This window comes from Parapedobacter composti, from assembly GCF_900112315.1.
Taxonomy (GTDB): Bacteria; Bacteroidota; Bacteroidia; order Sphingobacteriales; family Sphingobacteriaceae; genus Parapedobacter; species Parapedobacter composti.
In genome coordinates this window covers 164,185-184,243 of record NZ_FOLL01000004.1, presented here as the reverse complement: position 1 = coordinate 184,243, position 20,059 = coordinate 164,185, and the positions used below count along the sequence as shown (strand labels likewise).

The window sequence follows — 20,059 nt, the reverse complement described above, 5'->3', positions numbered from 1 at the left end:
GCGATTCCCTATTGATTTACATGATGGGTGTCCTTTAAATCCGATACACGCTTGGGTGGTCGCTGGTATTTGTGGATAATCAAGCGGATACCCGCGTTGAAGGTGATGTAGTTAATCGCCCAGTTGATAAAGGTAACCACACGGTTGCGGAAGCCCACCAGCGACATAAGGTGAACGAACATCCACACCCACCAGGCGAAAAAGCCTTGGAACCGTATCTTACCAATATCAACCACTGCCTTATTGCGCCCAACGGTGGCCATGGACCCCTTGTCGAAATACTTGAATTTCTCTGTGGGCTGGCGGTTAATCAGGCGGATAATGTTTTTGGCCAGGAACTTTCCTTGCTGCTGGGCAACGGGGGCTACCCCGGGATGCCCGCGGGGTAATTCGTCGGAAATCATCGCAGCGACATCGCCGATGGCGAAAACATCCTCCATGCCGATTACGCGGCACTCTTCATCGACACGTATGCGGTTGCCCCGTACCACAATCTCGTCGCTGATGCCGGCAGGAAACTGGCCGGCGACACCGGCAGACCAAAGCACGGTTTTGGTGGGTATGCTCTTCCCATCGGCAAAGGTAATCACATCGCCATCGTAGCCCGTTACTTGTACATTCAGTAACACTTTGACACCAAGTTCGCGTAGGTATAGTTCCGCTTTTTCAGATGCTTGCGGGGAGAGGTTGGCCAATATTTTGGGCAGCCCTTCAACGAGGTAGACACTCATGTCTTCCTTTTTGAGCTCTGGGTAATCCTTCGTGAGAATATGGTTGCGTATTTCGGCAATGGCGCCCGATAGCTCCACACCGGTGGGACCCCCGCCAACCACCACAAAATTCAAGTATGGAGTGCGTTCCGCCGAGGTGCTTTTAAGCAAGGACTCTTCAATGTTCTGCAATAGAAAGCTCCGGATGTTTACCGCTTCTCTCACATTCTTCATGGGCATGGCATAGTACTCGATGTCTTTATTGCCGAAGAAGTTAGTGGTAGCGCCTGTGGCAATCACGAGATAATCATACGTAATCGGCCCGATGTCGGTCTGGAGCAGCTTATTCACGGCGTCTATGGCCTGTACATCAGCAATACGGAACGTAAAGTTCTCCTGCTTTCTGAACATCTTGCGTAGCGGGAACGCGATGGAGGGGGCGTCGAGCGTGCCGGTGGCGACCTGGTAGAGCAGTGGCTGGAAGGTGTGGTGGTTATTCCGGTCCAGAAGCAGCACGTCCACTTCTTTATTTTTGAGTCCTTTAGCTACCTCTATTCCGCCAAAGCCTCCGCCGATGATGACTACCCGAGGGAATTTACTGTCGATGTGTCGCATGTCTTGTTTGAATCTGTGTTTTTCCAGGAAATTGCCTGTATAATATGAACGGATGGTGGCGTCAATTGTTTCCGAACACCCGTATTTTTAGCCCATCCAACGATGGTTTCAGCCGAATTTGGCAGGCCAGCCGGCTGGTTTCACCCGCGTCGGGAAGCGTGTCGAGCATGTCGAGCTCGGCATCGGATACCGGTTCGAGGCTTTCCAGGCCTTCAATGACATCGATGCGGCAGGTGGCACAAAGTGCCATACCCCCGCACGTAGCCATGATATCGTATCCGGAGGCTTTGAGCACTTCCATCAGACTAAGGTTGATGCCGTCAGGGATTTCCAGTTGCTGCGTCTCTCCTTGTCCGGTTTCGACGATGATGCGAATGTTGTCTGTCATAACGTTGTCCTTTAAAAGGGATTTATGCCGTTTACTGTGGTATACTTGAAGCTGAGGCGCTCTGCGGGATAAACAAACTTAAACGCACTCTGAACCATCAATGCTGCCTCGTGGAAGCCGCACAGGATTAGCTTAAGTTTGCCCGGATAGGTATTGATATCGCCAACCGCATAGATGCGCTCCACATTGGTGCTGTAATCGAATGTGTTTACGGCGATGGCTGATTTATCAATAGCCAGCCCCCAATCGGCTATCGGACCCAATTTGGGACTTAAACCGAACAACGGTATCAACGCATCGGCTTCCAATAACGTTTCGCGCTTTTCTTTGCCGATAACCCCCACGTGGCTCAGTGTGCCGTTGCCGTGCACGCTGCTGAGGTTGCTTTGCAACAATAGGTTTATTTTTCCCTGCTCGGCGAGGTTAAAGACCTTTTCGGCTGAATCCGGCGCTCCGCGGAAACTTTCGCTCCGGTGCACCAGGGTTACCTCCTTGGCCAAGTCGCTCAGAAAGATCGTCCAATCCAATGCGGAGTCGCCGCCCCCGGCGATGATAACCCGCCGGTCACGATAGTGTTCAGGGTTTTTAACCATATAGCTGACGCCCCTGCCCTCAAAATCGGCCAGGCCGGGGATTTCAGGTTTCCGGGGCTCAAATGAACCAAGCCCCCCTGCGATGGCCACCACCGCGGCATGGATTACAGTGCCTTCACTGCCAATCACATGGTAAGAACCATCGGCTTGTTTCCTCAGCGCTTCAACGCGCTCGCCCAAGGTGAATGTGGGTTTGAAGGGGTGGATTTGCTCCATCAGCCTATCCACCAGTTCCTGGGCATTGATGGAAGGATAGCCGGGGATATCGTATATCGGTTTATGGGGATAAATCTCAGACAACTGTCCGCCTACCTGGGGTAGGGCATCAATGAGGTGGCAACGCATTTTCAGCAGTCCCGCCTCGAACACGGTAAACAGTCCTACCGGGCCTGCTCCGATGATGCAGATGTCTGTTATTATGGGTTCGGTTGTATTTTGTTGTGTATTCATGTTTTTACTGGGTTCAAATCTCCAAATTATCGTATATGGTGTTCAATATCCGCTTCAGCTGCTCGAAATCTGTTTCGCCAAGGTTTTTCCAAGCCTGCATACGGATTTCATTTACGCTGGCAGACAACTCTGTTACTTTCTGCTCACCCACAGGGGTCAGGTGGACGACAAAACTGCGCCTATCGGCGGGGTGAGGGCGCCGTTCGACCAGTTTTTTATTTTCCAGCAGATCAACGATACGGGTTAACGTGGGTTGATCTTTGCCACAATATTCGGCTAATTCCTTCTGTGATAAATCGGCATGCAGCTTAAGGCTTTTGAGTACCGCCCACTGGTCAACCGTAATGCCAAACTGCCTGCAATTGAATTGGTATTGCGCGTATTGCTTTACCCTCCGCGCCGTACGATCCAACAGAAAGGAATATGCGTTGTATTGCTCCATTAGCATAATAATAATTAGTCTGACAAACATATGGAATTCCAACGAAATTCGCTCTCCGTATAAAAACATTTTTACAATCCTTTCAAAGTCGGGCAAAACCGTTACTTTTGGCCCCATAACTCGATCATTTAAACATAAACCCTTACTATATCATAGCTGCATGAAACGTATGGCTTTACATTGGAAGATTCTTATTGGTATGTTGTCAGGCTTGCTCGCCGGTTTCCTATTCAAGGAAATGGGTCTGCAACAGGCCGTAGTTGATTGGATAAAGCCATTCGGAACCATATTTATCAATATGCTAAAGATGATTGCGGTACCGTTAGTGGCCGTATCGCTTATTGTTGGCCTTGCCGATCTGAAAGACATATCGAAACTGTCTAAGCTGGGTGGCAGGACTATCGTCCTTTACTTGTTTACGACGGTCTGCGCGGTTTCGCTGGGATTGATTTTGGCCAATCTCATCAAACCCGGCCGGTTCATCAACGAGTCGTCCAGACAGCGTTTACTGGAAGGGTTTGCCGGCGAGGCGGATGAAAAGATTAAGTTAGCTGAAGCGACTAAAGAACAAGGGCCCTTGCAACCCCTGGTGGATATCGTGCCGGATAACTTTTTTGGGGCGATGACAGACAACGGCAGTTTGCTGCAGGTGATTTTTTTCGTCATCCTCATCGGTATCGGACTGATTATGATTGACGAACGCAAGTCGAAGCCGGTGGTTGACTTTTTCAAGGGGCTTAACGATGTCATTCTTAAGGTTATTGATATCGTCATGCTGTTTTCTCCCGTGGGTGTTTTTGCGTTAATGGCTGCGCTGATAGTGGAGATACCAGACTTTTCAACGCTCGGGGCGTTGGGTATCTATGGCGCGACCGTTTTAATCGGGCTGGCCCTGCTGATATTCGCATTTTATCCCACGCTTGTTTATCTGTTCGCCAAAATCAAACCTGGGCAGTTTTTCCGGGCGATATCGCCGGCCCAGCTATTGGCATTTTCTACGAGTTCAAGCGCGGCCACGCTTCCGGTAACCATGGAACGGGTTACTGATCATCTCGGCGTTGACGATGAAGTTTCCAGCTTTGTTTTGCCGTTGGGAGCCACCATTAATATGGACGGCACCGCGCTATATCAGGCAGTGGCCGCTATTTTTATTTCCCAGGCGATGCTGCCGGTGCCGTTGGGGCTTGAAGCGCAATTGATGATTATACTCACAACGGTGTTGGCGTCTATCGGTACGGCAGCCGTTCCCAGCGCCGGCATTGTGATGTTGGTTATCGTTTTGGGGCAGGCCGGAATTCCCGAAGCGGGACTGGCGCTAATTTTTGCCGTAGACCGGCCCTTGGATATGTGCAGGACGTTGACGAATGTGACGAGCGATACAGCAGTCTCCGCCATGGTGGCCAAATCCGTAGGACTGCTGCATCCTCCCCAGTCGCCGGTAAACGAGCAGCCCTAACGGGCTGCCGCTTCTTTTGCCGCCTGTTTTTCTTCTACATGCTGTATATACGCCGCAGCGGTAATATCGCCGTTCACGTTTAAGGTAGTACGCGACATATCCAAGATGCGATCAACACCATAAATCAATGCAATGGCTTCGCCCGGTACTCCGATGGATACCAGAATCGTAACGATTACAGGAAGCGATCCGCCCGGTACGCCGGCCGTGCCGACTCCAGCCAGGATACATAGCAAAACCACGGTAATCTGCGAACCCAGGCTCAAATCCACACCGAACACCTGCGCCAGGAACAGTACCGTTATCCCTTCGAATAGCGCTGTGCCATTTTGGTTGCCCGTACTGCCGATGGTAAGCACAAAATGTGCGATAGGTTTAGGTATTTTAAGCTTTTCGATACTCACGCGTATGGCCGTAGGCAACGTGGCGTTGCTTGAGCTGGTCGAAAATGCGGTGAGGGTCACTTCTCCCATATCTTTCATGAACTGGATGGGATTACGTTTGGCAAAGTATTTCAGAATAATGGAATAAACCACAAACTGGTGAATGGCCAGTGCACCCAACACAATCAAGACATACCAGAGCAACGACAGCAGAAAGTCAGCACCGACATTCAAGACCATATTGAACAAGAGCGCAGCAACACCATATGGGGCGAGTGCCATAGCATAGCCGATCACCTTGATCACTACCTCATAGAGCCCCTCAAGGAACTTCTTCAGCGTAGCGGTTTTCTCTTCGCCCACAGCAGCCATGGCTACACCGAAAATGAGCGCAAAAAACATGACCGAAAGCAGTCCGCCACCAGTGTGTGCTGAATTAAAGGCGTTGACCATTTCGTCGAACGGATTTCTGGGGATTATCTGCGCCAATATATCGCCCACGGTACGTTCATCTGCCTCGATCGCCTGAGCCTGTGCTTTTGCTTTTGCCGCTTCGGCCCCGAATTCGCTGACCAGGTATTCTCTGGTATCTTCAGAAATGGTACGGCCCGGGTTGAACATATTGACCATGGTTACACCAATGAGGACGGCAATGAAGCTTACCACAATGGTATATACCAACAGTTTGATGCCCATGCGCCCCAACTTTTTCACATCCCCGATTTCGGCGATGCCCAAAATAAGTGCCGACAGGATCAAGGGAATGACCATCATGAAAATCAGGTTCATGAATATCCGGCCGATGGGTTCCACCCATTTAACGATGGTCTGAAGTGTTTCCTGGGGTAACCCGAGCGTTTTGACAATCAACCCGGCCACAATACCGACGACCATGCCGATGAAAATCTTCGTATGTAACTTCATGTATTAATGATAGTGCCGCTTTGCGGCATTAATAATTTGTGAATATATGAGTAAATTGCGGTACGACCGCAATGGTGTTAAGCGTAAATGATCTTGCGTTTACTTCCGTTAGTTAGTTATACGCCGGCAAAGTTATAAAAAGTCCTTTCCCGGACGGTAGGTGCGTAGCAATTGCGCTTGAATTTCTGCCTCGGTAAAGGCCACAGGCTTTAATTCTCCACGTGCGAAGAGCTCCAGTTGATCCGATGCATGCGGCGACCCTGATTTGTTGCTCTGGCCGTAAGCCAATACAGACATTGCGCGCGGCGTTTCCCCGAATTCCACGGCTAGTACCCAGCCGTCACCGCCCCGGACTTCCCGCTTGGTTTTGTCGGTTTCATGCGGCCGGAACCACAATACCCTGAAACAACCCAGTTCACCGGGGGCGCCGCTTATGGGTATTTCGTTGTCGCCGATACGGGCCCGGTAAACGTCGCCCCACGGCAAATTCCATGCGCCATAGCGTGTTTTGCACTGCTCCACGGCCCATTCGAAAGCCTCGGCAGCCTTCTGCGGACTGGCCAGACCGTAAGGGGTGGTAATGGGGTTCTCTGGCGACCAAGGCGTGCTGAAGAGCGAATCAGCCGGCGCAGGATAGCCTGCGGATGCCGGCGTGGAAGCAACTTGTTTGCCGCCGTTTACCAACGTTACATAGCGATCCCACCAGGTCTCGAACAAAACGCCGCCACGGCTGTCGTGATTGGCCGTATGGTCCCATTTGGCAATCAGTTTAATCGCTTTGGCGATATCACCTTTCGGCTTGGTACGGCGTACCGCAGCAATCAAGTCGGTTGTTACCCGGTCAGCGAGCAATAAACGGGCGTCATGCTTCTGTACGATGATGTCTTCCAGTGAGCGCTTATCGTTGCCCATAACGAGCTGCACCCCCCGCTGGCTTCTCAACCGTAGCCGGGGTTCGGGGAAATGTTCCGGAAAATCAGCCGCGTCAAAAGGTTCTTCCAGGTTGGTAAAATGGAACGGGTCGTTTTCATTGTGTAAATACCCCGTCTCAGGGTTGTGCAACTGCGGCAGATCATCCCAAGGGATAAGCGCGTTCCATACCTGGTTGCTTGCGGTGACCAATACAGCCGTGGTATCGCCGCCAGAAGGTAGCGGCAATGCCGGTACCATGGCATTCCAGACATAGAAAATATTTCCGTCGCGGTCGGCATAGGTGAAATTCGACGTCGTTTTCGAATGGATACGCATGGCTTCCTTCCATTCTTCCAGATTGCGGGCCAACATCAGGCGAAGGAATTGTTCGCCCGTACGGTATTCGCCGTCTCCGGCGGCCTTCATCACGTAGATGTGTTTATCGTCCCGGTAAATGACGGGACCGAAGGACGTGTAATGGAATTTGCGGGTTGCCGTGTCCAGTGCCGTACCACTCTTGACGGTCACTGCAACTGATTTTTCTTCCAGTATATGGCTTTCTCCGTCGAGCAAATACCGGTTCGGATCCTCCGGATCAACATGTACAGCATAAATTTCGTCCGTATCGGGCGCATTATTGGTGGTCGACCAGCCCAGATCGGCGTTGAACCCGCATATGATGCCCAGGGGGCCGCCGATGCGGAAATCGCCATAGAAGTTCAATTTCCCCGGCACCTCCACATGTGCTTCATAATATCCGGCATCCCACGACAGGTGCGGATTACGCATTAAGATGGCATTTCCCCCTGTAGTACGGCTGGGTGCGAATGCCCAGGTATTGGAGCCTTCGTCTGGGTGCGGATCAGGAGCAACAACGGCCAAGTTGGCCCATACCGAATGCTCGCCTGCGCCGGAGTGTATATTAGCGGTATCCTGTTTGCGCCGGTGTGCACGGATAAAGGCTTTCACGGTGCTTTCGCTATAAGAGCCTATGCCTAATGCGTGGACATCATAGCCCGTGAAGTCGGGCTTAACCCAGGAGGGAAACTCATCGGGGTGCAGCTCGATATACCGGTTTACGCCGGCGGCAAAACCTTCCAGCACATCGCGGGTGTCTGCTCCAAGCCGGTGGTATGTGGTGGCCGCGCGCGAATATTTCAATTTATTTGCGGCGTCACGGTCGATCTGGCCGTCCTGTTCTTCTGCTTTGGCTTGATGATAGCGGCCCCACTCGCCGCGCGCCCGTACCAGTCCGTTTACTACGCGCCTTCCATAATCTTCAAGCTGTACAAATCCCATGGCATATCCCGCCGCACGAAGGTTATCGGCTTTGATATGCGGGATGCCGTAACTTGTACGGCGTACAACGACCTGGTCCGCCAAATCGTTATTCTCTCCAATAAAATGCGTATACAGGCAATTGACGGTAGACCATAGGAGCGCATCGAACCCGTTGATGGTTTCGTGCCTACAGCCATTGGTCATGGCAACGATGCCGAAATTCTCTTCAGGGTCGAAAAACATGGTGCTATACAGGCCATGTGCCGAGCCGGTATGCCCTTTGAGGGTTTTGCCTTTGATGAGCTCATCAGTTGTACGGATGGCATATCCGTAGGGGATGTCAGCCGCCACGGGCCGTTGCATGGCCTCGGAACTTGCCCTTGTCATGATTTCCGTTTGCCCCACATGCCCCAGGTTCATGTGCATGATCATATACCGGGCCAGATCGCGCGCCGATATCTTCATTCCCCCGGTAGGGGAGAAAATGGGTGCGCTATAACCCATTACGTATCGTTCCAGTTCATCACTCTGGCGGGCATAAGCCGCTTCGGAATGGCTAAAACGCCCTTCTTTAGCGTTGTAACGGTATATATTGGCAAACCGGCGCGCGTCAAGAGAATCGATGCAATACCCTCCGTACAAACCGAGTGGATCCAGGATGTGCCGCTTGATGTAGCGGTCAAACCGCTCACCCGAAACCCGCTCGATAATGGTACCCACCATATTATAGTTCAGGTTGCAATACCTGTATCGCTCTCCCGGGCGATAGCGGCTGTAACATTTCTGCCAATCCGGATTTGCCGCCGGATTGACAACGTCAAGGGAGTGGTAGGTTTGGCTGTCGTTAAGGCTCGACGTGTGTGAGAGCAGCATGCGCAGGGTGATTACGGCGTCGGGGTAGCGGGGGTTCCTGACCGTGAATCCGATGAGCTCGCTGACGTCATCGTCCAGCGTCAGCTTGCCGGCTTCCACGAGCTGCATAATGGCCGTAGCGGAAAAGGACTTTGAGATTGAAGCGATACGGAACACATCGTCGTTGGAAAGCGGCAAACGTTTATCAGCGTCTTTCCAGCCAAAAGACTGGTTGTAGATGATGTTGCCATCTTTTACAACCGCAACAGCCAGTCCTACCGCCTGGTATTGGTGCATGATGGCTTGTAGAATAGGGGAGGGGTCAGGCTTGGTTGCCATATGTTGGGCCTGACCTTGTTGCCACGCCCCGGGCAGGCAAAAGAGCAGAAGTAAGAAGCCGTGCAGGTGTTTTCGCATGGTATTTATTGGTTTAACGTGTTAATCAGCCTAAAGGTCTGCGGAATGGCCGTTTTCATCCGTTCAATGGTTTCTGCAGGAATGTTTGAATAATCAAAGGGTACGACCTTGACGTATTCCTGTATTTCACCGGCCCGCCGCCCGTATTTGTAATCATAAGTGAAGTGCCCGCTTTTATCGGTCTTAACGTTGCTATTGTGGGTATTGGGCACGCTGATGTAAAACTCACTGCTGGTCATGTCGCCCGCCGGGTTGAACAGTTGCTGCGCTTTCAGGTATGTATACAGTTCATCTGCCACATTCTCGGCCGGGTCGATAATATGGACGGTTTCAGCCATCAAATGCCGGTACCGGTATTCCCCTGCTTCCTGGAAATGGTATAATTCATCCAGTACCTGCTTGATGTTATCCGTAAGGTAGGGGTAGTGGGTACACCCCAGGAGCAGGGCCTTCAAAGGCTTGGCATCCGGCTGTTTACGCATTTGTTCCAGCAGGGATACCAAATAGTAACGCACATAGTTCTCGGTATCGTTCAACTGCATGATCGAGCAGTCCAATGCCGACTCGCTATCACAAAGCATTTTATTGCCCGAGAAGTCGAACCGATAGACGTCGAGCAAATCTTTATCTATAGCGTATGACTTATTGTCAAGCGCCGGGCCGCGATAGTTGGGGCGCGGGGCGGTTGCTCTCCGGTCGATGAAATCTGGTTCCTCATCCACCGCTTCAGCCACACCATGGCCGCCCTGGTTATACACCTGGATATTCCCCGTGTATCCCAGTTCATCCTTGATGCGCATTAATGTTTTCTCGTACCCTTTGGACGCAATGGTTCCCACCGTAGCAAATACTCCGATGGAACCGCTTTCATCCTTCCCGAAGGCGGCCAATGCACCGCGCGCACCGGCATCAATGACACCGATGACCGGAATATTCAATCCCGCTTTTTCCATGAATGCGTCAATGGCCGCTTTGCCATAGGCGGTAGCAGTATTACAGGCAATAACGATGGCTTTCACCGGTTGTTTCCTGCCAGAGGGCTCAACCGACGAGGCCTGCGGATAATAGCGGTTTGAAAGCAGGAACTGGACATCCTTGATGGTATGCTCTACCAGTAAATCTGATTTCTGTTCGCTGTGGTAGTTGCCATACGGCATATTGGCCTGATCTGCCAGGTAAATGAATTTCTCTTTCTGGAAATCAGGTCTTTCGTCTCTTCCGGCCGTTTGGTTGTCGTTGTTGTTTTCATCATACCTTACCAGCGCGTCCAGCACCGTAAGTCCTCCTGTGCCGGAATCGAATACCCCTATCGGCAACGATTCGTCATGTGCCGGATAGGCGGCCACATCAACATAATAAAAACTTGCTGTATCGGTTATAATGGCCTGTTCAATGGGAGAGAGCACACCGGTTTGCCGGTTGCTGTCGCCAGCTGTTTGGTTGCAGGAATACAGCACGGCACACATGCCGATCCATCCTAATAGTGTCGTTACGGTTTTCATTTTAATTGAATTAGTTATTTATGCAGCGATGCCTGAATTGCTTTGCCGGACCCAACCATCAACCGCTTATGGTATAAGACGGATGAAAAGCCTTTTGGGCGTAGAAAAGATTACAAAAAAGGGCCGTTGATGAACATCTGTCCCAACGGCCCGTTTAACTCATGCCATCGTATGGCTTATGCTTTGGCCGGTTTCAGCGGAGCTTTATTTGCTACCGCCGAATCAGTCTCTTCAGCGGGGCCGTTGCCTTGCAGGTCAGCCACCATGGGAGCCGCCAGGAAGATGGACGAAAATGTAGCCACAATGATGCCCACCAAGATGGCAAACGAGAAACCCCGTATTACTTCACCACCGAACACAAACAAAACGGCAAGTACAAATATAACCGTAAGCGAGGTAATCACCGTCCTGCTGAGTGTCTTATTTATGGCGAGGTTGATGGTTTCGCCGAAACCCTCCTTTTTATACTTGGATAATCCCAGGTATTCCCGCAGGCGGTCGAACACGACCACTGTATCATTAATCGAATAGCCGATCACGGTCAGCAATGCCGCCACGAAGTGTTGGTCTATATCCATGGAAAAGGGTACGACGCCGTCCAGCACTGAAAATAATGCGAGTATAACAATTGCGTCATGGGCTGTAGTAATCGCTGCCGCAAGACTATATTGCCATTTCCGGAAGCGTAACAGGATGTAAAGCGCAATAACGATAACGGCTGCAATACCGGCGTAGAACGCCCGTACCTTCATGTCATTGGCAATTGTAGGACCAACTTTCTGCGAGCTTGCTATCTCATAGTCATTGCCCTGGATTTTTTCCAATCCGCTGGTTAATTTCTCCAGTACGTCTTTATCGGCTTCGTCACTGGTTTCTTCTATGTGGTAAGCAGTGGTTACGCGTACTTGGTTATCGGCACCGAAAGTCTTCACTTCGGTCGTCATACCGAAGGCGTTATTCAGGTTTGATCGTACCTCCTCCAGATCAACAGGCTTTTCGAACCGCACGGTGTATGTCCGTCCGCCCTGGAAGTCTACCCCGAGGCTGAAGCCCTTGGTGAAGATAGACGCCAATCCGATTACCACGATAATCCCAGATACCAAATAGAATTTTCTGCGGTTTTGCACGAAGGCATAATTGGCCTTTTGCAACGTGTTTTCACTCCATGGGTTGGATAGGGCGATAGACCAACCTTTGTTCAGCATCCATTCGAATATCACGCGTGAGATAAAGATGGAGGTAAACAACGAGGTGATAATACCGATCATCAACGTTGTGGCGAAGCCGAGGATGGGACCGCTGCCGAAGAAGAATAGGATCAGGCCGACCAAGAAAGTAGTAATCTGGGAATCCAAGATGGACGACATGGCGTGTTTATAGCCGTCGGATATGGCTTGTCGAATCGATTTCCCCAGCCTCAATTCCTCCCGGACACGTTCATAAATCAAGACGTTGGCGTCTACGGCCGTACCCATTGTTAACACGATACCAGCGATACCGGGAAGCGTCAATACGGCATTCAGCGAGGCCAAAACCCCCATGATGAAGAACACGTTGAACAATACCGCGACATTCGCGACCAAGCCCGCCCGGTTGTAGTAGGCGATCATGAAGATGAGGACGATAACCAAACCGATTACCGATGAATTAACACCGGCATCAATTGCCGCCTGGCCCAATGATGGCCCCACCACTGCTTCTTCTACAATTTTTGCCGTTGTAGGCAGACGTCCCGCTTTCAAGACGTTGGCCAGGTCTTTGGTGTCTTCAATAGTGAAGTTACCGGTAATCTGTGATATGCCGTTCGGGATTTCACCGCTAACGGAAGGTGCGGAGTATACCACGCCATCCAATACAATGGCAATGGCCTGTCCGGATTCGTTAGGGCTTTTCGGTGCAGCCGCAGCCGTAATCCTTCTCCATTCCCGGGCACCTTCGCTGTTCATGTACATGGTGACCATCGGGTTGTTGGTTTCCGGCTCAAAATCGTCCTTTGCATCCGTAACGACGTTGCCCGACAATACGGGGCCTGCATTTACGCCGCTTGGTTTGACTGCGTATAATTCAAGTTGATCCGGCGTGCGGGGACTGGGTTTGACAGCCCACAGCAGTTTGACGTTGGACGGGATGATCTGCTTTACTACCGGATCCGAAAGGAGACGGTTCACTTTAGCCGTATCCCGCAAACGCGCATACCCCACGGCAGGACCGGAGGCGAGTACTACCTGATTGTTCGGGGCCATGACCGTAACGGGTCGCAATACGTTGAACAGCGGGTTTTGCTGCGCAAGCTGGTTTTCCAGTGAATCGGTCGCTAATGAGTCTTTTCCGGCGCCCAGTGTAGCAAGCAATCCCGCATCTGCTGTATCGGCCGCGTTGGCAGTGGTGGCCGGATTGTCGTTGCTGGCTTTTTCAGCATTCTTCTGCGCCGTGGCCAAGGCGGTATTGACGTTTTCCAACATGGGGTAGATTTCCATGTTGTCATACGTTTCCCAGAATTCAAGTTTTGCGGATCCCTGGAGTAGTTTGCGGACACGATCCTCGTCGGTTACTCCGGGCAACTCGATAAGGATGCGGTTTGTACCCTGCTGCAGTTGGATATTCGGGGAGGTCACCCCGAACTTGTCAATACGTGTGCGCAGTACTTTAAAGGTGTTGTCGATAGCGCTTTCGGCTTCCCGTTCCAGAAAACGCTGTACTTCCGCGTCCGTACTGTTGGGTTTCACATAGGCGCTATTGTCTTTCGTGGCAAAATAGCTGGCCAGGGACGTATTCGGGCTAAGCTTCTTCAGTTCCTGAACGAACAGGTCAACATACCCGCTTTGGCTGCTTTTGCTTCTGGCATTGGCATTTTCCAGCGCCTTATTGAAGTGGCCGTCTTTCGGATTGTTGGCCAGGTTGCGTATCAATTCCTGCAATGATACTTCCATGGTCACGTTCATGCCGCCTTTCAGATCAAGCCCCAACGCGATTTCATTTCCTTTGGCTTCGCGGTAAGTGTATTTGGCGATACCCAAATTATAAACCACTTCACCTGCCATAGAATCCAGATACGCCTTTTCCTTCGCGATGTCACCTTTGGCATAAGCCGCCGCATCGCGCTCCACCTTACGGGTAACGAATGTGAACGATAGGGAATAGAGACACGCTATCGTGACCGCTATCACCAAAAATTGAATCAGCCCTTTACCTTGCATTTTTTTCGTTAGCTATAGTATTACTTCGTTCTATTTTGTATAGAGTTTTGTTAAGAACGGCAAAGGTATAAAATTTTTGTATAATGGAAGGGTTTGGCAATAAAAAACCCCGCACGTGGCGGGGCCTGTATTTTATTGATTTTAAAGGGCGGACTTCTAGAAGGTGAATTTAAATGCAACACCGAAACGTCCGGCAGTGAAGTAGCTGTTGCTTACATCCCAGGCAGGACGCCAATCAAGGCCGAACGCCAACGGAGCGGACGGAATCTTAAACTCAAGGCCCGCTAACGGACGAATATAGAAATCGGAGTTTTCGCGGCGGATGGCCAACTGCGGTCCTACACCCACGTTCCATGTTAGCCCCGGAGCCCCCGCAATAGGTTGGTTGTAGGAATATTCAGCGCCAATGATGGTTGTGCGGCCGGCAAACAGAATCATGGCTTGACCGGCATTGCTTGCCGAAAAGAAATGCTTAATATGCGGCCCCACGAAAGTTGTTCCGTCTCCGGCATCGATGAATAAACCCGCGGCTGTGCGGTAAGACTGCGCCCGGACCTCGTGTTGGACAGTAAGTAAAAACAATACGCAAAACAATGAGCTGATAATCGTTTTTTTCATGTTACTCTGGGTTGCTAATTTTAATTAATAATGTTGTTTTGGTTTTAATTAAACAATGTTGCCTGACCATATGCAAAAAGGATACCAAAAAATGGATACAGCTGTTTACACGTAAAAACCCCACAAACTTTTTTTATTTGTTAATGACATAAAAAATAAGTAATTTTGCCCGGCAAATAGTAATTACAATACATATTTGCCATGCATTCAGCCCCAGAAAAATTCGTAGCAGAAGGTCTTACCTACGATGACGTACTGCTAATCCCCGCATATTCCGAAGTGCTTCCGCGTGATGTGGACACGAGCACGTACCTGACTAAAACCGTCAAACTGAATATTCCGTTGGTATCAGCGGCGATGGACACGGTTACGGGTGCCGACTTGGCGATTGCCTTGGCGCAAGCCGGCGGGTTAGGCATGCTCCACAAAAACATGAGTATTGCCGATCAGGCAGCAGAGGTGCGCAAAGTAAAACGTTCCGAGAGCGGTATGATACAGGATCCGGTAACACTGGGTGAAAATGCCACGGTGGGGGATGCCTTCCAGATAATGAAGGAACATAAAATCGGGGGCATTCCAATTATTAATAGCACGAATAAACTGGTGGGCATTGTTACCAACCGCGACCTGCGGTTCCAGAAGGACATGAAGCGGCCCATTACGGAACTGATGACCAAAGAAGGGCTGGTGGTCGCCCCGATTGGTACGGATCTGCTCAAAGCGGAGGCCATCTTGCAGAACCATAAAATAGAGAAACTTCCGGTGGTAGATGATAACCATGTGTTGGTTGGGTTGATTACCTTTAAGGATATCCAGAAATACAAACATTTTCCGAATGCCGCGAAGGATAACCATGGGCGGCTGCTTGTGGGCGCGGCGGTAGGAGTGACGCCCGATACGATGGACCGGGTGGAAGCGTTGGTAAAAGCCGGAGTGGATGTGGTGACAATTGATACGGCACACGGCCATTCAAAAGGTGTTATCGACAAGCTGAAGGAAGTGAAAGCCGCCTTCCCCGACCTTCAGGTTATCGTTGGGAACATCGCCACGGCGGAAGCAGCCACCGATTTGGCGGACGCGGGTGCCGATGCGGTGAAGGTAGGTATCGGTCCGGGTTCCATCTGTACGACCCGCGTTATTGCGGGAGTGGGGGTTCCGCAGCTATACGCGGTGTATGAAGTGGCCAAAGCGCTGCGCGGCCGGAATGTCCCGGTGATTGCCGATGGAGGCATCAAGCAGACAGGCGATATTGCCAAGGCCATTGCTGCTGGAGCCAGCACGGTCATGGCGGGGTCTTTGTTTGCCGGCGTTGAAGAGGCCCCGGGCGAAACGATCATCTATGAGGGCCGCAAATTCAAGTCGTACCGTGGCATGGGCTCGGTGGAAGCGATGGAACAGGGATCGAAAGACCGGTATTTCCAAGACGTGGAAGACGATATAAAAAAGCTGGTTCCGGAAGGTATCGTGGGCCGGGTGGCCTATAAAGGCACCTTGGCCGAAGTGGTTTACCAGTATGTAGGCGGCCTGCGGGCAAGTATGGGGTACTGCGGTGCACCGACGATCGCCGCGCTGCAGCAGGCGCGGTTCGTAAGGATAACCGGCGCCGGCCTGCGTGAGAGCCACCCCCATAATATTACGATTACCAAGGAGGCACCCAATTACCACAGCCGGCCCTAAGGCTTACCATAACCATAGCGCAAATGAAACAAGGCTGTCTCCTGCAGATTGACAGCCTTGTTTCATTTTATCCGATAAACAGGTGGGTGGGTTGGTAATCCCACTATTGTATAGTGTTGTTGAACTTCGGGTTGGTTGAACCCATATGAGAATGAAGTTCTAAATACCTGACAAGATACGATCAGCTATTGCCATTCCTTTATCGATATCCGACGGCTGCATAATCAGCGCGGGCCGGAACCGGATAGACCGCTCGCCGCATCCCAGGAAGAGCGCTCCGTATTCCATGCCCTTTTTCAGGAACGTGTCGCGTGTTGGCTTATCGGGCAGGTCAAATGCATAGAGGAAACCTTTTCCGCGCACACTGGACAGGGAACTGTGGCGGGCTGCCAGATCGGCCAGCTGCTGTTGTAAATAGTTACCCGTGCTTTCGACGTGGCCCAGGAGCTTATCCTCTTCAATGATTTCCAGAATTTTTGTCGCACGTACCATGTCTACTAAACTTCCCCCCCAAGTGGAGTTGATCCGGGAGGGTACACGGAATACGTTGGTGTCCACCTCATCCACCCTGGGGCCTGCGAGGATACCGCAAACCTGCATTTTCTTTCCGAAGGCGATGATGTCAGGCCTGGCCAGCGCCCCGAAATGTTCGTGACACCAGAATCTGCCTGTCAGGCCGACGCCGGTCTGAACCTCGTCATAAATCAGCAACGCTTCATTTTCGTCTGCCAGTGTTCGGAGTTGCTCGAAGAACTCCCTGCGGAAATGATTGTCACCACCTTCCGCTTGGATGGGCTCAATGATGATGGCGCAGATGTCATCCCGGTACTCAAGGAATGCGTGTTTTATTTGCGCTATCGCTTGCTGTTCACGTTTTTCCGTATCTTGTAAGTTAGCCGCCGTAAGTGGGAACGCCAGTTTGGGATTGTTTATCCGGGGCCAGTCAAATTTGGCAAACCACTTGGTTTTATCGGGTTGCGTATTGGTTAAGCTAAGTGTATAGCCCGAGCGCCCGTGGAATGCCTGTTTGAAGTGGAGTACCATGGTGCCTTTTTCTTGCGCGTATCCCCGTTGGAAGTTCTTCTGTACTTTCCAGTCCATCGCCGTCTTCAACGCATTTTCAATGGCCAATGCGCCGCCAGATACAAAGAAGGCATGAGGGAGGTAGGCAGGGATGGCTACGCGTTCGAATGTTTGGACAAAATGCGCGTATTCCACCGTATAGACATCAGAGTTGGACGGGTTGGTCAATGCGGCATTGAGTAGGCTCGTGGTGAATGCCGGGTCACCGGTCATTTTAGGGTGATTATACCCCAGGGGCACCGACGCGAAACAGGTAAAGAAGTCGAGCAGTTCACGTTCATATTTGGCGTCGTAAATCGTAACGCCATGGCTGCGGGCCATGTCAAACGTTATGTCATACCCATCGGCCAGGATATGCTTGGCCAGTGTTTGATGCACCTTGTCGGGTGTTACGCTGATGCTATACATACTATACGGAATTGGTTATCCCCAAATATAGGATTTCAGGCCATTGGGCACAACTTTTTTTGCAGGTATTTGCGTGTTTTTGCGGTTTTCTGGGTTTAAAGCGTTTAAACCCTTATTCGGTATGCCGATGTTCCAGCCGGTCATGCAGGCCGGCCATCCCTGTAAGTCCCCCGGTATGGATAAGGAGTATAGAGGTACCGGGCTGGAAATAGCCTTGTCTGGCAAGATCGAACACCCCGTAGCAGAGTTTTCCGGTATATACCGGTTCGATAAGTATACCGGTCCGGCGGCAGAACTGATGGATAAACGCATTGAGCTGCGGCGAAGTCTTCGCATATCCTCCGAAATGGTAGTCCGTGTGGAGCACGATATCATCGCCCAACGGTTGCTGCAACAGGTCTTCCACCGACTTCCGTATGAATCCTCCGCCTGCCAATACCGGAATGCCGTGCAACTGTCCCGGGATTCCCCTTGCCGTTTTACCTAAGTACAGTCCGGCCAACGTGGTGCCGGTACCGCAGGCACAGCATATATGATCGTATTGTTGGTCCAGTTCGTCAAACAGTTCCGCACAGCCTCTGGCGCCTTCCACGCTGTAACCGCCTTCGTCGATACAGTAGGCCTGCTCATTCTCTCCGTAATATTGGTCAAACAAAGCGTATTTGTCGCGATAAGCCGAACGGTCGACAAACCGGAGTTCCATACCGAAAAGCCTGCACAGCGACAACTGGAAGTTCGACACCGCTTCACCGCGCACGAAAGCCGTGGTTTTAAAACCAAAGCGGGCACCGGCGCAGGCAGTGGCCAGCAGGTGGTTGGACCAAGCGCCCCCGAACGTAACGAGGTGTGTCCGGTTCTGCGCGCGAGCAGCTTGCAAGGTGTATTTCAGTTTTCGCCACTTATTGCCTGAAATAAACGGGTGGATCATGTCGTCCCGTTTCATATAAACCCGGATCTGCTTTTCGCGGAACAACTGGAAGTCAAGGGCATGAACGGGGCTGTGGATATCCATGGCAAACATGGGCTGTTTTTTCTGCAAACATAGGCAAATTGCATATAACTGGCAATTTACCTATGTTTGCGCCATGGCAGATGAATTGGAATTGCAGGAACCTGATGAGCAGGATTTATTTGAGCACCTGCGCATTGTGGTAGACAAGGGGCAGGCCCTGCTGCGCATTGACAAATTCCTGATGAACAGGGTGGAGAATGCGTCCCGCAATCGTATTCAACATGCCATTGCCGCTGGAACCGTACTCGTAAACGGGCAGCAGGTAAAAGCCAGCTATAAGGTAAAGCCATTGGATGTCATTTCGGTGGTTCTGCCGCATCCGCCGCGAGATACTGAAGTTTACCCCGAGAACATTCCGCTGGATATCCAATATGAAGACGATGATGTGCTGATTGTGAATAAGCCGGCAGGTATGGTGGTGCATCCGGGATTCAACAATTATACAGGCACATTGGTGAACGCCCTGGTATATCATTTTGCCAACTTCCCCCAATTGCCTGGAAACGACGGGCGGCCGGGGCTGGTGCACCGGATAGACAAGGACACCAGCGGCCTGCTGGTAATCGGAAAAAACGAATGGGCGATGACCTTTTTGGCCAAGCAGTTTTTTGACCATAGTATATCGCGCAAATATATCGCCCTGGTATGGGGCGATATCGCCGAGGATGGCACCATCACCGGCTATATTGGTCGCAGCGCCCGGGATCGCAAGGTCATGGCAGTATATGACGACCCAGAAAAAGGAAAATGGTCTGTAACGCACTATCGTGTGCTTGAACGGCTGGGTTATGTCACCCTTATCGAATGCCGGCTGGAAACCGGCCGTACACACCAAATCCGGGCGCATCTACAGTCCATTGGACATCCCTTATTTAACGATGCCGTTTACGGGGGCGACCGTATCTTAAAGGGCACTGTATTCAGTAAATACAAGCAATTCGTAGAGAACTGTTTTGCCCTTTTGCCCCGGCAGGCCCTCCACGCGCAAACTTTGGGATTTGTGCATCCGACATCCAAGGAAAAAATGGAGTTCAGCACACCATTGCCCGATGATTTCCGTTTATGTTTAGAAAAATGGAAAGGATACGTCGCGTACAATGCCTGAGGGTATATCGCGAAAATTGAACAACAAGCATATT

At 51.2% G+C, this 20,059-nt stretch carries 14 protein-coding genes; 3 read left to right on the top strand and 11 right to left on the bottom strand.

Annotation, left to right across the window (positions count from 1 at the left end):
- Positions 1-8: 8 nt before the first annotated feature.
- The 4 genes from BM030_RS06875 to BM030_RS06860 form a co-directional block, all read right to left on the bottom strand.
- Complete coding sequence (locus BM030_RS06875; RefSeq protein WP_090972565.1) at positions 9-1,325, bottom strand: NAD(P)/FAD-dependent oxidoreductase; 1,317 nt, start codon at positions 1,323-1,325, stop codon at positions 9-11.
- Positions 1,326-1,386: 61 nt separating this feature from the next.
- The gene (locus BM030_RS06870) at positions 1,387-1,713 is read right to left on the bottom strand and encodes a 2Fe-2S iron-sulfur cluster-binding protein (RefSeq protein WP_090972563.1); all 327 of its coding nucleotides are present in this window, start codon (positions 1,711-1,713) and stop codon (positions 1,387-1,389) included.
- 11 nt (positions 1,714-1,724) lie between these two features.
- On the bottom strand, positions 1,725-2,756 hold the full coding sequence (locus BM030_RS06865) for an NAD(P)/FAD-dependent oxidoreductase (RefSeq protein WP_090972561.1): 1,032 nt from the start codon (positions 2,754-2,756) through the stop codon (positions 1,725-1,727).
- A 13-nt stretch (positions 2,757-2,769) separates the two neighbouring features.
- The gene (locus tag BM030_RS06860; protein ID WP_244518738.1) at positions 2,770-3,198 is read right to left on the bottom strand and encodes a MarR family winged helix-turn-helix transcriptional regulator; all 429 of its coding nucleotides are present in this window, start codon (positions 3,196-3,198) and stop codon (positions 2,770-2,772) included.
- Between the two features lie 160 nt (positions 3,199-3,358).
- On the opposite strand from BM030_RS06860, the gene BM030_RS06855 reads away from it, so the two are divergent.
- Positions 3,359-4,654: a dicarboxylate/amino acid:cation symporter gene (locus BM030_RS06855; RefSeq protein WP_090972559.1), complete on the top strand. Its 1,296-nt coding sequence runs from the start codon at positions 3,359-3,361 to the stop codon at positions 4,652-4,654.
- Here the strand turns inward: BM030_RS06855 and BM030_RS06850 are convergent.
- The 5 genes from BM030_RS06850 to BM030_RS06830 all read right to left on the bottom strand — a co-directional run bounded on the left by BM030_RS06850 (position 4,651) and on the right by BM030_RS06830 (position 14,740).
- The gene (locus BM030_RS06850) at positions 4,651-5,961 is read right to left on the bottom strand and encodes a dicarboxylate/amino acid:cation symporter (RefSeq protein WP_090972557.1); all 1,311 of its coding nucleotides are present in this window, start codon (positions 5,959-5,961) and stop codon (positions 4,651-4,653) included. The two genes, BM030_RS06855 and BM030_RS06850, sit on opposite strands and share 4 nt — an antisense overlap.
- A 132-nt stretch (positions 5,962-6,093) precedes the next feature.
- Complete coding sequence (locus tag BM030_RS19825; RefSeq protein ID WP_170845652.1) at positions 6,094-9,423, bottom strand: penicillin acylase family protein; 3,330 nt, start codon at positions 9,421-9,423, stop codon at positions 6,094-6,096.
- A gap of 5 nt (positions 9,424-9,428) precedes the next feature.
- Positions 9,429-10,925 carry a glutamate racemase gene (locus BM030_RS06840; protein WP_244518737.1) on the bottom strand — a complete coding sequence of 499 codons (1,497 nt, stop codon included), beginning with the start codon at positions 10,923-10,925 and terminating at the stop codon, positions 9,429-9,431.
- A gap of 176 nt (positions 10,926-11,101) precedes the next feature.
- Complete coding sequence (gene secDF / locus BM030_RS06835) at positions 11,102-14,122, bottom strand: protein translocase subunit SecDF (protein WP_090972555.1); 3,021 nt, start codon at positions 14,120-14,122, stop codon at positions 11,102-11,104.
- A 156-nt stretch (positions 14,123-14,278) separates the two neighbouring features.
- Positions 14,279-14,740, bottom strand: coding sequence for a hypothetical protein (locus tag BM030_RS06830; protein ID WP_090972553.1), 462 nt, complete (start codon positions 14,738-14,740; stop codon positions 14,279-14,281).
- A gap of 201 nt (positions 14,741-14,941) precedes the next feature.
- On the opposite strand from BM030_RS06830, the gene guaB reads away from it, so the two are divergent.
- Positions 14,942-16,417 carry an IMP dehydrogenase gene (gene guaB, locus BM030_RS06825; protein ID WP_090972551.1) on the top strand — a complete coding sequence of 492 codons (1,476 nt, stop codon included), beginning with the start codon at positions 14,942-14,944 and terminating at the stop codon, positions 16,415-16,417.
- A gap of 159 nt (positions 16,418-16,576) precedes the next feature.
- On the opposite strand, the gene lat is transcribed toward guaB, so the two are convergent.
- Both lat and BM030_RS06815 read right to left on the bottom strand, forming a co-directional pair.
- The gene (gene lat, locus BM030_RS06820) at positions 16,577-17,908 is read right to left on the bottom strand and encodes an L-lysine 6-transaminase (protein ID WP_090972549.1); all 1,332 of its coding nucleotides are present in this window, start codon (positions 17,906-17,908) and stop codon (positions 16,577-16,579) included.
- Positions 17,909-18,020: 112 nt separating this feature from the next.
- Entirely contained in the window at positions 18,021-18,920 is a 900-nt protein-coding gene (locus BM030_RS06815) for a 1-aminocyclopropane-1-carboxylate deaminase/D-cysteine desulfhydrase (protein ID WP_317615100.1), read from the bottom strand.
- A gap of 73 nt (positions 18,921-18,993) precedes the next feature.
- On the opposite strand from BM030_RS06815, the gene BM030_RS06810 reads away from it, so the two are divergent.
- A complete protein-coding gene (locus BM030_RS06810; RefSeq protein WP_090972545.1) occupies positions 18,994-20,025 on the top strand; it encodes an RluA family pseudouridine synthase in 1,032 nt (343 codons plus the stop codon).
- Positions 20,026-20,059 lie beyond the last annotated feature (34 nt).

Bases quoted from the DNA above. Each gene is read 5' to 3' on its own strand.
- BM030_RS06875 (WP_090972565.1), bottom strand. From the start codon at position 1,325: ATGCGACACATCGACAGTAAATTCCCTCGGGTAGTCATCATCGGCGGA.
- BM030_RS06870 (WP_090972563.1), bottom strand. From the start codon at position 1,713: ATGACAGACAACATTCGCATCATCGTCGAAACCGGACAAGGAGAGACG.
- BM030_RS06865 (WP_090972561.1), bottom strand. From the start codon at position 2,756: ATGAATACACAACAAAATACAACCGAACCCATAATAACAGACATCTGC.
- BM030_RS06860 (WP_244518738.1), bottom strand. From the start codon at position 3,198: ATGGAGCAATACAACGCATATTCCTTTCTGTTGGATCGTACGGCGCGG.
- BM030_RS06855 (WP_090972559.1), top strand. From the start codon at position 3,359: ATGAAACGTATGGCTTTACATTGGAAGATTCTTATTGGTATGTTGTCA.
- BM030_RS06850 (WP_090972557.1), bottom strand. From the start codon at position 5,961: ATGAAGTTACATACGAAGATTTTCATCGGCATGGTCGTCGGTATTGTG.
- BM030_RS19825 (WP_170845652.1), bottom strand. From the start codon at position 9,423: ATGCGAAAACACCTGCACGGCTTCTTACTTCTGCTCTTTTGCCTGCCC.
- BM030_RS06840 (WP_244518737.1), bottom strand. From the start codon at position 10,925: ATGAAAACCGTAACGACACTATTAGGATGGATCGGCATGTGTGCCGTG.
- secDF (WP_090972555.1), bottom strand. From the start codon at position 14,122: ATGCAAGGTAAAGGGCTGATTCAATTTTTGGTGATAGCGGTCACGATA.
- BM030_RS06830 (WP_090972553.1), bottom strand. From the start codon at position 14,740: ATGAAAAAAACGATTATCAGCTCATTGTTTTGCGTATTGTTTTTACTT.
- guaB (WP_090972551.1), top strand. From the start codon at position 14,942: ATGCATTCAGCCCCAGAAAAATTCGTAGCAGAAGGTCTTACCTACGAT.
- lat (WP_090972549.1), bottom strand. From the start codon at position 17,908: ATGTATAGCATCAGCGTAACACCCGACAAGGTGCATCAAACACTGGCC.
- BM030_RS06815 (WP_317615100.1), bottom strand. From the start codon at position 18,920: ATGGATATCCACAGCCCCGTTCATGCCCTTGACTTCCAGTTGTTCCGC.
- BM030_RS06810 (WP_090972545.1), top strand. From the start codon at position 18,994: ATGGCAGATGAATTGGAATTGCAGGAACCTGATGAGCAGGATTTATTT.